The sequence below is a fragment of the Acinetobacter dispersus genome (assembly GCF_009884975.1).
Classification (GTDB): Bacteria; Pseudomonadota; Gammaproteobacteria; order Pseudomonadales; family Moraxellaceae; genus Acinetobacter; species Acinetobacter dispersus.
Genome location: NZ_CP041970.1, coordinates 1,150,322 through 1,165,241, shown reverse-complemented (window position 1 = coordinate 1,165,241; position 14,920 = coordinate 1,150,322). Strand labels below are relative to the sequence as shown.

13 protein-coding genes are annotated in these 14,920 nt (G+C 39.9%); 6 read left to right on the top strand and 7 right to left on the bottom strand.

What is annotated here, in order from left to right; genetic code table 11:
* Positions 1–12: 12 nt before the first annotated feature.
* The 3 genes from FPL17_RS05210 to ppk1 form a co-directional block, all read right to left on the bottom strand.
* Positions 13–882, bottom strand: coding sequence for a triphosphoribosyl-dephospho-CoA synthase (locus FPL17_RS05210; RefSeq protein WP_159883736.1), 870 nt, complete (start codon positions 880–882; stop codon positions 13–15).
* On the bottom strand, positions 882–2,561 hold the full coding sequence (gene mdcA, locus FPL17_RS05205; RefSeq protein WP_159883734.1) for a malonate decarboxylase subunit alpha: 1,680 nt from the start codon (positions 2,559–2,561) through the stop codon (positions 882–884). The genes FPL17_RS05210 and mdcA overlap by 1 nt, the downstream gene beginning before the upstream one ends.
* A 397-nt stretch (positions 2,562–2,958) precedes the next feature.
* Complete coding sequence (gene ppk1, locus FPL17_RS05200; RefSeq protein ID WP_159883732.1) at positions 2,959–5,037, bottom strand: polyphosphate kinase 1; 2,079 nt, start codon at positions 5,035–5,037, stop codon at positions 2,959–2,961.
* A 287-nt stretch (positions 5,038–5,324) separates the two neighbouring features.
* On the opposite strand from ppk1, the gene FPL17_RS05195 reads away from it, so the two are divergent.
* Positions 5,325–6,023: a DUF1826 domain-containing protein gene (locus FPL17_RS05195; RefSeq protein ID WP_159883730.1), complete on the top strand. Its 699-nt coding sequence runs from the start codon at positions 5,325–5,327 to the stop codon at positions 6,021–6,023.
* On the opposite strand, the gene FPL17_RS05190 is transcribed toward FPL17_RS05195, so the two are convergent.
* The gene (locus tag FPL17_RS05190) at positions 6,020–6,619 is read right to left on the bottom strand and encodes a TetR/AcrR family transcriptional regulator (protein WP_159883728.1); all 600 of its coding nucleotides are present in this window, start codon (positions 6,617–6,619) and stop codon (positions 6,020–6,022) included. The genes FPL17_RS05195 and FPL17_RS05190 overlap by 4 nt on opposite strands.
* A 181-nt stretch (positions 6,620–6,800) precedes the next feature.
* On the opposite strand from FPL17_RS05190, the gene FPL17_RS05185 reads away from it, so the two are divergent.
* From FPL17_RS05185 to FPL17_RS05175, 3 genes are read left to right on the top strand one after another with little or no spacing between them, the layout of a single operon-like run.
* The gene (locus tag FPL17_RS05185) at positions 6,801–7,853 is read left to right on the top strand and encodes a sugar phosphate isomerase/epimerase family protein (protein WP_159883726.1); all 1,053 of its coding nucleotides are present in this window, start codon (positions 6,801–6,803) and stop codon (positions 7,851–7,853) included.
* Positions 7,854–7,870: 17 nt separating this feature from the next.
* Positions 7,871–8,755 (top strand): alpha/beta fold hydrolase, encoded by an 885-nt coding sequence (locus FPL17_RS05180; protein WP_159883724.1) that lies wholly within the window; start codon positions 7,871–7,873, stop codon positions 8,753–8,755.
* Positions 8,752–9,663, top strand: a complete 912-nt coding sequence (locus tag FPL17_RS05175; RefSeq protein WP_159883722.1) for an alpha/beta hydrolase — start codon at positions 8,752–8,754, stop codon at positions 9,661–9,663. Before FPL17_RS05180 ends, FPL17_RS05175 begins: the two co-directional genes overlap by 4 nt.
* A 105-nt stretch (positions 9,664–9,768) precedes the next feature.
* Here the strand turns inward: FPL17_RS05175 and FPL17_RS05170 are convergent, their stop codons facing one another.
* A complete protein-coding gene (locus FPL17_RS05170) occupies positions 9,769–10,254 on the bottom strand; it encodes a hypothetical protein (protein WP_159883720.1) in 486 nt (161 codons plus the stop codon).
* 57 nt (positions 10,255–10,311) lie between these two features.
* Positions 10,312–11,685, bottom strand: coding sequence for a flavin monoamine oxidase family protein (locus FPL17_RS05165; RefSeq protein ID WP_159883718.1), 1,374 nt, complete (start codon positions 11,683–11,685; stop codon positions 10,312–10,314).
* Positions 11,686–11,785: 100 nt separating this feature from the next.
* Between FPL17_RS05165 and FPL17_RS05160 the strand changes: the two genes are divergently transcribed.
* Positions 11,786–12,421 (top strand): TetR/AcrR family transcriptional regulator, encoded by a 636-nt coding sequence (locus FPL17_RS05160; protein WP_159883716.1) that lies wholly within the window; start codon positions 11,786–11,788, stop codon positions 12,419–12,421.
* Between the two features lie 10 nt (positions 12,422–12,431).
* Positions 12,432–12,857, top strand: a complete 426-nt coding sequence (locus FPL17_RS05155) for an SgcJ/EcaC family oxidoreductase (RefSeq protein ID WP_159883714.1) — start codon at positions 12,432–12,434, stop codon at positions 12,855–12,857.
* A gap of 48 nt (positions 12,858–12,905) precedes the next feature.
* Here FPL17_RS05155 and FPL17_RS05150 read toward each other — a convergent pair whose 3' ends face one another.
* A complete protein-coding gene (locus FPL17_RS05150) occupies positions 12,906–14,879 on the bottom strand; it encodes an esterase/lipase family protein (protein WP_159883705.1) in 1,974 nt (657 codons plus the stop codon).
* Positions 14,880–14,920 lie beyond the last annotated feature (41 nt).

Below are 14,920 nucleotides of genomic sequence, written 5' to 3'. Positions count from 1 at the left end.
TCTTCCCTGAGGTTATTTCCAGTGATATTTTTCTAGGCTATCGAGGAGCAAGAGCGTTGCCAGTAAATCGGCTGCACCGCCTGCAGAGGCTCGAATCGCCAATAAATCATGTTCTAGTTGTGCCAAGCGCTGCTGTCCTTGCGTTGTTGAACAGCCACCAAGCGCCAATACTTGTTGGGCACCTACCTGCATTTTATGTAACCCCTCTAAGCCAGACCGATGAATAACACAGGTGTCTGTCAGTTGCCCCATCATTGCCAATAGCGCATCTAAGCGAGCGGAAGACTCCGACATTCCTTTCACCCGACTACGGTGTAACTGAGCTAAACCATACTCCGTAATAACAGGGAAGCCTTGTTGAGCTTGCTGTTTTGCTCCATTGATGCCAAATTTCTGTCTTGCCTTTTGACCATGTGTCATTGGCTGGATAGGTGCAAATTGATCCTCAATTTTTGCCAGTTCACTGGCTGTTTTGCATAACAGTTCAGCCGTGCATTTTTTCTGATTTATTAAGATCAATGCAGCAGATGTCACGACTAGTCCAATTGACCAAATCGCACCACGATGTGTATTCACTCCATGAGTGACTTGCAACATACGGTGCTCACCATAGCGACCAAGCTGTCCAATATCCTCTCGTAAAGCTGTACAAACTTCGCCATAGAGTTCGGCCGCTTCTGCCATCGCCTTGAACATTGGGAATAAGCACTGAGCAGAACGCTCCATCAACTCAAGCGTTAAATCATCATGAGCACCACTTCCACGCTGATCCACTAGAGCGGGTTTTGGAGTTAAATTAACTTCATCAATTAATGCCTGCACTGCCATATCAGCTATAAGTTCTGCAGTGCTAAAACCTGTCTTTTTTAAAATTACATTCATTACCAACTCCTAAATTTTGCAGGAGGTTGATATAGGCCATCTGACCAAGTCACAAGATCAGCAATATTTTTGGCCGCTAATAATTCACGAGTCGCATCAGTACGGCGGATGCCTAAATCCTCAGGGAAAACCACCAATCCTTCTTGTCGTAATTTCTCAGTTTTTTTAGGATCATGCTTCAGGCCAATATCAGTGACGCCTGCTACAGCTGCAATCATCTCCTGACGCTCCTCCAAGCTTCGTGCTTTATAGAGATACGCAATTCCTTCTTCGGTTAAAAGATGGGTTACATCATCACCATAGATCATGATTGGTGCTAAAGGCATGCCTGATTTCTTCGCGACATCTACAGCATCAAGGGTGTCCACAAATGTTGGTTTTCCACCTTCCTGAAAGGTTTCGACCATTTGTACAACTAATTTTTTACCCCGGGCTAAATATGTATCGGTTTCATTTGAGCCTTGAATACGCATATCGAGCCATGCAGGTGTCGAATGGCGTCTACCACGTGGGTCATGTCCCATATTCGGTGCGCCACCAAATCCAGCCAGACGTCCTTTGGTTACCGTTGAAGAATGACCATTTCCATCCACTTGTAAGGTTGCGCCAATGAAAAGGTCCACTGCATATTGTCCAGCCAACTGACACATCATGCGATTAGAGCGTAAAGAACCATCGCGGCCAGTGAAGAAAATATCGGGGCGTGCTGCAATGTATTTTTCCATTCCCAGTTCTGTACCAAAGCAATGCACACTTTCAACCCAACCTGTTTCAATCGCAGGAATCAGCGTTGGGTGTGGATTTAAAGTCCAGTTACGACAAATTTTCCCTTTTAGACCTAATGCTTCACCATAAGTTGGCAAAATTAATTCAATGGCCGCCGTATTAAAACCAATTCCATGATTAAGTGATTGCACTTGATGACGTTCATAAATTCCACGTATTGCCATCATGGCCATTAATATATGCACGGGTTTAATGTGCTTTGGATCGCGTGTAAATAAGGGTTCGATATAGAAAGGTTTATCTGCAACCACGACAAAATCAACCCAAGAAGCAGGAATATCAACACGTGGAAGATCTTGTACATCATCGACAAGTTCATTCACTTGTACAATGACAATGCCATCACTGAATGCAGCAGGTTCAATTAATGCAGGTGAATCTTCGGTACTTGGACCTGTGTAGATATTGCCATGGCGGTCTGCCATGAATCCTGCCGATAGAACTACATTGGGGATTAAATCAACCAGCAACCTTGAATATAGTTCAATGTATGTATGAATAGCTCCTATCTCAAGCAGTCCATCTTCAAGTAATTGACTAATGCGTAAACTTTGTGTTCCAGCAAAAGAAAAATCGAGTTTACGTGCAACCCCTTTTTCAAAAATATCGAGATGTTCAGGACGACCCACACTTGGCATAATCATATGTAAATCATGAAGTGTCTTTGGGTTGACTTGAGCAAGAGCACGCGATAAGAAGTCCGCTTGTTTTTGGTTATTTCCTTCTAGCACAACCTTGTCGCCTGAACTGATTAATGTTTCCAAGACTTGAATAATATTTTGTCTAGGGATCACAACACCATCTGTATATTTGCGTACTTGTTCTAGTTTCAATTGTTTCGCATGTCGACGTTTTGTCCATAGATTTGCTTTATTTTGAACAGAACATTCCATGTGCTTTCCTTGGTAACGATGACTTATCCTATAAAAAGCTTTTTCTCCTCTGTGATCAATCAACCTGAATTCAACACCATTAACTTAAAGTTAATGAGTTTTGGTTTTTTGAATCTAAGAAAACAGATCGATCTTGCTTAGCAGAAGGATCAAAAATAGAGTTGCTAGAAAAGTATCTTTTGTAATTTAGATATAAGCTTCTGTTTTAATTGTGAATCCTGATACCATCGTTTTTTTGTTTTGTAATAAAAAACCCACCGAAGTGGGTTTGAAAAATGAACGGTATGTTGTGTGAGAATAGATAAAATTATTATTTTTTATATTCTGCTGAGCTCTTTCTTGTTTTTCTAAAATTAGATTAATAAGACTTCATGACAATACAGTGACCAAATCAGGCTCAGCCAACCTCTCTATCCATCAAATATCTTTGCGCGATATGCACTGATTGATCTTGTTTAGGCTGGCATTGTAACCACGTTCCATCTGCTTGAAGCTCCCATGCTCGGCAATTGTCTTTCAAATAATTTTTCAAGCCATCTTCAATAATGAGTTTTTTTAGCTTTTTATCTTCAATTGGGAAACAACATTCAATTCGAGAAAACAGATTACGCCCCATCCAGTCGGCACTGGCACAGTACAACTTAACTTCACCATCATTGTAAAAATAATAAACACGGGTATGTTCTAAATAACGTCCCACGATTGAGCGGACTCTAATATTTTCTGAAAGCCCTTTCACTTGTGGTCTTAAACAACAAATTGAACGGATAATCAAATCAATCTGCACACCTGCCTGCGATGCTTTATAAAGTGCATTAATCAGTTGGGGTTCAGTCAATGCATTTACCTTGATTATGATCTGCGCTTTTTTACCTGCTTTACTATTTTCAATTTCCTGTTGTATTAATTCAATAAGTTGGGAATGTAAGGTGAATGGAGCATGAAAAAGTTTTTTTAATTTTGCCATTTTCCCCATTCCTGTTAACTCCTGAAAGACTTTATGTACATCCTCACAAATTTCATCATCACTGGTTAATAGGCCATAATCGGTATAAATTTTTGCATTGGTCGCGTGATAGTTTCCTGTGCCTAAATGCACATATCGTTTGATTCTATCTTGTTCTCTGCGTACTACTAGAATCATTTTGGCATGGGTTTTATAACCAACAATTCCATATACAACAACCGCCCCAGCTTCTTGAAGTACATTGGCTACTTCAATATTTGACTCCTCATCAAAACGCGCCCTTAATTCAATAACGGCTGTTACTTCTTTGCCATTTCTTGCTGCTTCTGCAAGAATTTTGACAATCTCAGAGTCTGCACCACTCCGATACAACGTTTGTTTAATCGCAAGTACTTTGGGATCATAGGCTGCGTCTCTGAGCAGCTTGATCACAGGAGCAAAGCTATCAAATGGATGGTGTAACAACACATCGCCTGCTTGCAGCACATCAAAAATTGGCTTTTTGGTATAGAGCGCTTTTGGGATTTTTTGTTGGTAAGGTTGGAATCGTAATTCTGGTAAATCGAAATTGGAAATGAAACGAGCCAGATTGACAGGACCATCAACAAAATATAAATGTTCTTTTTCTAACTCAAATTGTTCCAATAGATAATCGGCAATATGCTCAGGACAGTTTTTATTGACTTCTAATCGAACGGCGCGTCCAAAACGTCTTGCTGATAATTCTCCTTTGAGCGCAATCGCCAAGTCTTCAACATCTTCTGATACGGTTAAATCGGCATTACGTGTGACACGAAATTGATAGCATCCCGTTGCTTTCATCCCCGGGAACAAATCCGCTATATGTTCCTGAATAATTGCAGAGAGTAAAATGTAATGTTCTGAATTACCTGAAATTTGATGTGGTAATTTGACCAGTCGAGGTAATGATCTTGGTGCTGGTACGATAGCTAAATCAATTTCTCGTCCAAATGCATCTTTTCCTTCTAAAGTCACAATAAAATTCAAACTTTTATTGACCAATCGAGGAAATGGATGTGCAGGATCTAAACTAATCGGTGTGACAACGGGTTGTACTTCATTAAAAAAATAATCTTTAATCCATGCCTTATGCTTTTCTAGTATGTCAGCATACTGGATGTAATGAACTCCATGACCTTGCAATTGAGGGAGAATGGAATGGTTTAATATTTTGTATTGTTGTTCAACTGCCTCATGAACGACTTTAGAAATTTGTTGTAATACGTCCGTGAGAGCGGTTCCTTCGGGCCCTACCGTCTGAGTCGACAAATTCATTTGTTGTATTAGGCTTGCAACACGGATTTCAAAAAACTCATCCAGATTGCGAGAAAAAATAATTAAGAAATTAAGGCGTTCTAGTAGTGGATGCCCATCATCTTTTGCCTGTGCAAGCACTCGTTTATGAAACTCTAATAATGATAACTCTCGATTTATATAAGTTTCCAAACAGTGTTCCTGACCATTTGTTAGTGCATGCATAGAAGTCATGAGTTACTCTATATTTTATAAAAAGTGATTTTTCTAATACGCGATTAGACGTAAATTTTTCCATTGTTTATTTTGTGCCGATTACATTGCAGATTAATGAAAATCCCATTTGTTTATTCAATTATCTAGAATATATATAAAATCACTTACCAAAATAAATTATTAAAAAATCAATAGCATAAATCAAAACCATTAAATAAGAGTTAAGCTTACTGAATATAAATGTACATACGACATTTCTCTAAAGTTACTTGTATAATGAGCTATGATCTATTTTTAATTCTGATATGAAAAATCCCTTTTCTGACAATACCCAAATTAAAACGGTTTCTAGTTTTTCTGAGCTTATCAATAGCCATTTTCAAGGTGATATGAATGCCCTTTGCTGGTATAGAAATTTGGTTGGTGATTTTGAAGAAGTTGTGAATAAACTTGAATTAAAAGAGAATATTACAGAGGTTTCTGTTGAGAATATTTTGGCATTACAACTTTCAGAAAAAGGCGATTTTGCAAGAGAAAGGATATTAACTGATATACAGCTACTGACTGATTTAGGCGCATCGCCGTGCCTAAATTTACTTAAAAGTTATGAGCGTGACGAAGACCTCGATTTCATTTCAACCGATGTATATTCATATCATGTGGATCGATCACCTATCGAAACAGATACTTTTTTATGTACGTATTATGGTCCTGCAAGTGATATTCTGGCTCATGATCAAGTTGAGCAAAAGATTTTGATCCCAGAAATAAGAGACAAACTCAAGAAATTATATAATGGTCCAGATGCTGAGTTTGAAACGTTCCTCTCAGAGTATTTCTTTGATTTGCATTATCAACCTAAGCCAGATGTAAACCCAGTGAATTTAGGCGTAGGACATCTTTGGCGTTTAGCAGTTGATCATCCAACGCAACAAGTCCCACCATGTGTGCACCGAGCACCTGCTGAGAAAGACGGCGAGTATAGACTGCTATTAATTTGCTAAGGTTTTACCAAATATTGATCTAGATTTTTAAGTGCCAAGCTGATGTTTGATAATAGCACTTGTTCTGAATAACCATCTCTTGCCTGTACAGATAAGCCATGTAAAACCAGCCCATAATATTGCCCTAATTGTTCAGGATCGGCATCATCCCGCAGTTGACCATCCAGTTTAGCTTGCTCAAAACGTTGAATTAGACCTTCAACACGCTGAATACGCTGCTGTTTCATCCAGACGAGAAGTCCTTGATTTTCTTCACTTAATACACTTGCCGAAGAAACAACCATACAACCATACGCATGATTTGTTTGAGTGTATAACTTGATCGCTTCTTGAAATAATTGGGTCATTACCGCTTTGATATTTTGCTGCTGCAATGCTTTGACTGCAAAGCCACCTTCATGTTCTTCGTAATGTTTAACCGCCTCTCTGAAAAGCGCTTCTTTTGAACCAAATGCTTTGTATATACGCGCTGAAGCAATACCCAAAACCTCAACTAAATCTGACATGGATGTTCCTTCATAGCCATGCTGCCAGAAAAAATCCCGTGCTTTGACCAACGCTTTTTCTCTATCAAACTCTCTTGGTCGACCCGCCATAGTGCTTCTTTTTTCAAATTTAGTGTTTTTTATTATTAATCGGAATAATATTTTTCGCAAATAAATCAATATGATTTGTTGTATCCAAACCCAATTATCGACATTCATTTGAAAAAATAAGTTGTTTTTAAATAATATTCAGCCTATTGTTTGTCGATCGACAACCAATTGAGTTTCAAAGATGCAAACAATCAAAGGGCCAAGTATTCATCTCGCGCAGTTCAGTGATAATATTTTTCCATTCAACAATTTAGCAAGTATTGCAGCATGGGTTGCGGACAATGGCTTCAAGGCTGTTCAACTGCCTGCTTGGGATAAACGATTATTTGATGTCAATTTAGCAGCGGAAAGTCAGAGTTATTGTGATGAGATCAAAGGTATTTTAGATCAAAACGGTTTACAAATTAGTGAGTTAAGCACGCATATTTTTGGTCAGTTAATGGCGGTTCATCCTGCTTATGACGCTTTATGTGATGGTTTTGCACCCTCATATTTGCATGGTAAACCAACAGAAAGAACCCGATGGGCTGAACAACAGATGTTCGCTTCGGTTCAAGCGTCTGCGCGTCTAGGGTTACATGAGATGGGAACTTTCTCTGGTTCTTTAGCATGGCCTTATATCTTTCCCTTCCCGCAACGTCCTGAAGGGCTAATCGAAACAGCTTTTGATGAACTTGCTCGCCGTTGGACTCCGATCTTAAATGCCTGTGATGAATACGGTGTCAATCTTTGCTATGAAATTCATCCTGGTGAAGATCTTCATGATGGGATTAGCTTTGAAATGTTTTTAGAACGCACCAATCATCACCCACGTTGTCAGATCTTGTTTGATCCTAGCCATTTTATTCTTCAACAACTGAACTACTTAGAATACCTAGATATCTACAAGGACTTCATTCGTATGTTCCATGTAAAAGACGCCGAGTTCACACCGACAGGTCGTCAAGGCATGTACGGTGGCTATCAAAATTGGGGAGATCGAGCTGGCCGCTTCCGCTCTACAGGTGATGGTCAAGTTGATTTTAAATCGATTTTTTCAAAATTAGCACATAACAACTATCAGGGTTGGGCAACGTTGGAATGGGAATGTTGTCTAAAAAATAAAGATGATGGCGCACGAGAAGGTGCTGAATTTATTAAACAAAATATTATCCATGTGACCGATAAAATATTTGATGACTTTGCTGCTGCGCCCGTAAATCAATCACAAATCAACCAATTATTGGGCATTTAAGCGTAGAACGAGAAATAATGATGACGACGCACACTGAAAAATTATCAAATCAATTTAATCATCACTACATCCATATTGAAGCTAAAAAATTACATTACGTATCCGCAGGCAATGGCCCCGCTGTTTTACTGATTCCGGGGTGGCCTCAAACATGGTATGCATGGCGACACGTCATGGCTGAGTTGGCTCAGCATGGTTATCAAGCGATTGCGGTTGATCCACCTGGAACTGGATATTCAGCTCCATTGGATGGTCATTATGATACTGGACATATTGCAGCCATTCTATCGAGTCTGATGTCTGAACTTGGACATCATCGCTATGCCGTTATTGGGCATGATATCGGGATGTGGGTTGGCTATGCACTCGCCTGCGATTTCCCTGAATCCGTCACTCGTCTTGCGGTCACAGAAGCTGTAATTCCGGGTTTAGCACCACCGCCCCCAATTTTTGTTCCACCTGAACAGAATATTTTTCTCTGGCATTTTATGTTTAATCAGATTAGCGATTTGCCTGAAGCTTTAGTGATGGGTCGGGAAGAAACTTATCTCAATTATATTTTTGATAAATGGTCATGGCATCAAGATAAAGTTGCCACTGAAACCTATATAGAGGCTTATAAGGTTTCAGGACGTTTAACAGCAGGTTTTAATTACTATCGCGCCATCCCTGAAACTATTCGTCAGAATAAACTAAGGGAAGCTAAGACTTTAGATATGCCCGTATTCGCGATTGGTGCAGAGCATGCAACAAATGATGCACCTTATGAAACCATGAAAAAAGTGAGTACTCAGTTATCCAGTGCGATTGTCAAAGATTGTGGTCATTTCATTATGGAAGAACAACCAGAAATATTTTGTTCATTGATTCTTAATTTTTTACAACAGGAAAAAGCAAGATGACGTTACGTATTGAAATCGAAAATTGGCTTAAGTCTCAGTCTGCATTACCCGCTGCAAACACATTGGATGAACTAAGAGCACAGGTAAATCAATCGATTATCCAACAACAAGGCGTTGAACAAGACTCATCTTATCAACACAGCTTTAGGGTGATGACTGAGGATCAAGCAGAAATTGAAGTTCGTGTTTATGTTCCTTATGTTTTAGAACATGTGCAACAACGTCCAGCGATGGTGTTTGCTCACGGTGGTGGATGGTGTCTTGGCAGCCTAGATGCATGGGACCGTGCTTGTCGTTTATTGGCTGAATCAATGGTGCAAGTGATATTCTCCGTCGACTATCGTTTAGCGCCAGAAGTTAAATTCCCAATACCATTAACCGATTTTTTTACTGCATTGTCTTATATTCAGGAAAATGCTTCGGTATTTGGTCTTGATAAAAATCGTATTGCAGTGGGTGGAGACAGTGCTGGAGCAAATATCGCAGCAGTGGCCTGCCTACTGGCAAAACAACATCCTGATATTAAAATCAGTCATCAACTGCTGTTCTACCCAGCATTAGATGCCACCATGAGTAACGCTTCTTATCAAACATATGCACAGGGCTTTGGTTTAACGACGGCGACCATGGCGTATTGTTGGGATCAATATGTTAATGCTAAGGCAGACAAAGTAAATGAGCTTGTCAGCCCTTTGCTTGCGCATTCATTACAAGGCTTACCTGATGCCACAATTTTTGTATGTGAATACGATCCACTTCGACATGATGGTGAAAAGTATGCAGAGAAATTGAGAGAAGCTGGTGTTAATGTGAACTTCCATTTGTTAGAAGGCATGATTCATGGCGCTATTCATATGTTAGCAATCACTTCAGCTGCGAAAGAAATATATGACAAAGTCCGAATCTAAATAATGGTGTGCGTTTAATGATTTAGCCATTTTATTTGTTTAATCGTCCTATATCGATGCAGCTATAGGACGATTTACTTTCAACTCATAAGAATAAAACATGCTCTAAACCAGTTTCTTATCTCGATAGTGCTGGATAAACTGCTCAATTTTAGGCGGAATTTCACGATATTGTTTTTTGATTGCCAGTTCCATCAATTCTATTTGAACTTGCTCTTGTGCAAGCATATAGTCTAGAAACTCACGATCTGCTTCCGTTCCTTGAGCATGGACTTGTTTTAAATCCTCCATATAAACTTTGGTTTTTGCATAAACCAGTTTAAGTAATTCACCCAATAAGAAAGATGGCGTTGAACTAATCAGTGATGCTTTTGCCTTAGTCAAAAAAGATGGTGTTGCATCGAGGCCTAACTTCTCTGCATATGCAAAATAATGTGGCGTATTGAATCGTTCTAAACTTTCATAGGCACTCCAGAAAATATATTCTTGTGTTCCCTGTACGCGATTGGCGATACGTGCAATTGCGATAAGCGCAAAGGCACGATTTTGCAATTCATAGTTAATTCTATTTAGAAACTGTTGAGACCGCATATTTATTCCTTACTCATCAGAATGAAGGTCATGTAATTCAAGGTGTCTACTGAACAATCACAGACCTAAGGTCTGTTTGTAAATAATTTCTTTGGCAGCGCGTATACCTGACTGTAAAGCACCATCTAGATAGCCACTCCATTCAGTCGCCGTTTCTGTACCCGCCCAATGAATTCGATCGACAGGCTGTCTGATACAATCACCATAAGTGGTCATCACCCCTGGTGGCATATGTGCAACATATCCCCCTTGAGACCACGCTTCAGTGAGCCAGTCTTGTTCCACATACTCCAAAGGATGTGCTGCTTGTTGGCCAAAGTAATAAACAAAATCTGCAATGACCCGTTGATGACGTGCTTCAACATCCAGCGAACTTAATTCAATTGCATAATCACCTTCGATCAAGCCCAGTAAGACACCATGATTTGCTCCTTCTGGAGATTGATCAAACACAACGCTCACAGCTCGATCTGTCGCAACCACAGCACCATTTAAGTTTTGTTGCTTCCAAAAAGCGTTGCTATAGGCCAAATGGACTTTGATCACAGCACCCATGGTCATACTTTGTAATAAGCGTTCACGCTTTGTAGGTAGCGGTGGTGTGTAATGAATTTTGGATGCAAGTACAGGCGGTGTGGCAATGATGATATTTTTTGCCTTATAGCTTTGGGTTCTACACACAACTTTGACATGATCTGCATGCTGCTCAACAGCTAAAACAGGTGAATTTAAGATTAAATGGTCTTGTAATTGATCTGCAATCAGTTTGGAAATTTGCCATGCACCACCGATGAATTTATCTTGCTGCGCTCCACCTTCAGTTGAGATGAGAACTTCAAGTCCATGCCCTTGTCTAAAATATTCGAGGAAAAACAGATAGGACAATTGAGAGGTATTACAACAGAAGAGTGCCCCTACGATGGTTCGCATAAAGTCTCGCGCACCGTCTGTACGTACATGCTTTAACAGCCAACTTTCAACCGACTCCGCATCCCATTGCTTTGCATGTGCTGCTAACCAAGGTTCACCATTCGGCAATGTTTGAGCTTCTTTATTCCAACGACGTTCAAGCAGCGCAATTTCAAGCAGTGAAGCAATTGGCAGCTTTGGGATATTGGAGCGATATGATTTGACTAAACCATTACGACTAACCAAGCTCGCGCCTTTGATAAATTGAGGATAGGTTTTGACACCCAGTTCTTGTGCCTGTGCCAATAACAGTTTTTGTTGCGGACCAACCCACTGCCCACCCAGATCAATGGTTTCTCCATAGATCTCTCCAGCCTTTGAACGCCCACCGACACGATCACGCGCTTCTAAAAGCAATACATCTTTACCCGCTTTCTTTAATTCCAGTGCTGCTTTTAAACCTGCTAAACCAGCACCGATCACGATTACATCCCACATTTTTTCAGTTGTTTGAGTATCCATCATTATTTCCTGCTATTAAAATTATCATCCATATTTTAATGAACGCGTTCATTAAAATTAAATTTGATTTTATGGAACGTGTTCACTAAAATCAATAGCTATGGAAAATAATCAAACAAAAGCCCCCCGCCGTGGACGTCCTCCGCGCAGTCAGGAACAAATCGAAGCCAATCGAAATGTAATTATTCAGGCGGCCAGAGACCTATTTGCAGCACATGGATACGAAGGTGTATCTATGCGTAAAATTGCAGCCCAAGCAGACTGTTTACCCGCAACGCTCTATACCTTATTTCCAAGTAAAAGACAGTTACTGCACCATATTTGGGAAGTGATTTTTTTAGATTTAATGCTTGAACTGGAAGAATGTTACAACTGCAGTCCTGAATCAAAACGACTAGAAAAGCTGTGTACTGCTCAGGTTGATTTTTGGTTGAATCGACCGAATGATTGCAGAGCAATTTTTTTGATTGAAGATCATCCACAGAATGCTGAGGAACATTATTTTGTCGATGCTTCACAAGCAGTTCCCCAATTAGAAATTTACACGCGTGCAATTAAGGAAGCACAAGTCCGTGGTGAAATACGTGCAGGTGATGCAAACGAAATCAAGAACGTTCTACTCTGTAGTATGTTAGGGATTACTTTAAGTCTGATTGGTATTCCAGAATATCCTTGGGGGAATCCGAATACCTTAAAAGAAATGACGATCAGTGCGTTGATCAAGGGATTGAGCTAAGGAAAAGATCATGGCTAAAGCAACTGCCCCAAAACAAATCCCATATTTATTTCAAATGGCTTGGAATGAGCACGATATGGCTGCGTTTGCCTCGCTATTTTGTGAGGATGCAAGTTTTGTAAATCGCTTTGGGCACTATGTAAAAGGTATAGAAGAAATTGTTGCCTTACATCGTCCTATTCATGAAACCATCTATCGCGATTCGACGCTTCAGAATGAAATCATAGAGCTGAGTCCAATTACCGATGATGTGGTGATTATCCATTTTTGGAGCAGATTAACCGCCGGCACTACCCATCCAGCAGGTCCGCATCAGGTAGATACTTTGATTCTTGCGGTATTGACCAAGCAGCAAGAGTCTTGGCTGATTCGTGCCTTAGAAAATGTGACCCTCACCAATCCGCGTACAGGGGAAGCAATCTTAAGAGATGACTAAAATTTAGAGACTACTGTTCCCATTATCAAATTGTTGGACTCTAAATCATCATTGTGGCAAGGGATGCTGTTTCGCATGTAATTTTAAAATTCGTCTTAACTCCAAAATCGCTTCTGGTTTTTCCTGAATCGAATGCCCACCTTGAATTATTTTTTCAGATAATGCCCCCTCTAAATGTGAGCTGGTATAGGGCACGATACCATCTGTCATTTTATTAGGGTCTTGGCTTTGCGTGAGATTACCAATGATTGAATGGTACGCTAAACCCTTTATTAGTTGAACATCCTGACTCATTTTCATAAATTTGGACTGATAGCTTAAATCACTTGGTCCATTTTCAATGATGCCTGAGGAAAGATTATTTTTCATCTGATGTAAATCAATCTTCTTTTCTTTGACCGCAACCTCGGCTGCAGTTAAAAACTTGCTGGGTAAATGAATAACTTTGCGTAACGCGAGTGTAAACCAGCGATCTGCATAGGCAGTACCTTTATGGGGTGTTGCAATAAAAATCACACGGTTAATTTGATCAATTGGGCGGAAGATAAAGCGCTTACTGACAGCGGGTGAGAAAATAAAATCATGTGCTTTTTCATTATTGATGGCTTCAACAGCCTGCTGACGGATATCACCCTGCCCCATGATCAGACGACTAATAATACCACCCATACTATGTCCAATCAGAACAGCGTCCGACATTGCAGCATCTTTAGGATCATGCATTGAAAATGCCTGTTTCAACAAGGCATAAATCTGGGCGCGGCTTTCTAAAATCGGCATGTTGGTAGAGTAGAAAACCTGCCAAACCTGATATTGCTTACGTAAGTTATCATCCCCTAAAATATCATTCGTCAGAGTAATCCATGCTTCGGGACTACTTGCTAAGCCATGGACAAAGATAATAATTTTTTTATTCGCTTGATACGGCTCCAACATGAATAAATGTGGCATGCTCAACTGTTCTTTACGATCGATCAAGCTCTTGTAGCCTGTACCACCTAAGTTATTTTCTGCTAACCAAAGACCATATGGTGCTGAATAATTCGCTGTCAATAAATAATTCCCACCCGCGACCTGAACCTCATCATGGTGAAAAGGATCAATCAGCTTGATTTCTAATGCAGCATCTTGAAGTAAATCTTCAACTTGGGTCTGTTTCAATGGTTGTGCTACAGCAGTAACAGATAAATATCTTGCTGTGTGAATATATGGATTTTCCTGAGCGGCATAAAAGGTTTCTGGATCATAAACATAATCTGAGTTGAATGGCTGCTTATTCTTTGCAACCAACACAAATTCAGAACCAAAGCCATCTCGACGATTGACACTGTAAAATCCAGAAAAACGCATATTGTAGCTCGACTGCAGTAATTGAATATCTGTCGTTGCTAATTCTGGATAATCATCGAAATTAAAAGAATAACGATGCTGATTAATGAGTAATTGTTTTGGAAACTGAGTGAATTGATAGCGTAAATAAGCCGTCGTGATCAGTCGTGAAAGTGCCACGTTATAAAAAAGCCGAACCTGCGTTTGCCTCTGATCAAAAATACGCTGTTGAGGTGTGTGTTGCGTTTCGAATAAATAGGCATAGCTAAAACGGATACTTCGATCAAGTAAAGTCAGTACTTGATCTAAACACTGATTTTGTTTCGTTGAATGCTGTCTTTCCAACAACGATACATGACATCTTTTTTCTTCACTTAACCGTAAAGCCTGAGCCAAATACACTTCACTGGCTGCAGCATAACGCTGTTCATTATTATCAGTTAGTTTTTTTTCTAAAGTCTGTATACATCTATCGGGCTGATTGATACATTCATTGGCTGGAATACCAGCCAGAAGCAAGGTATTTTGTGAGGAATCACTTAATTGAGGTCTCGTTAAGATGCTTTGAGTTTTATCGGTTAAGGATGCACTTAAGCTTCGTTGTTGAAGTTTGACGAGCTGACAGGCAGATAAGCTGTAAAAGAGACAAAGCAAAACAATGCCCTTTATTAGCGTTTTTCTATTGATTACCATGCGATACCACCTCATACATCACGATTCAACAACAAAGCACT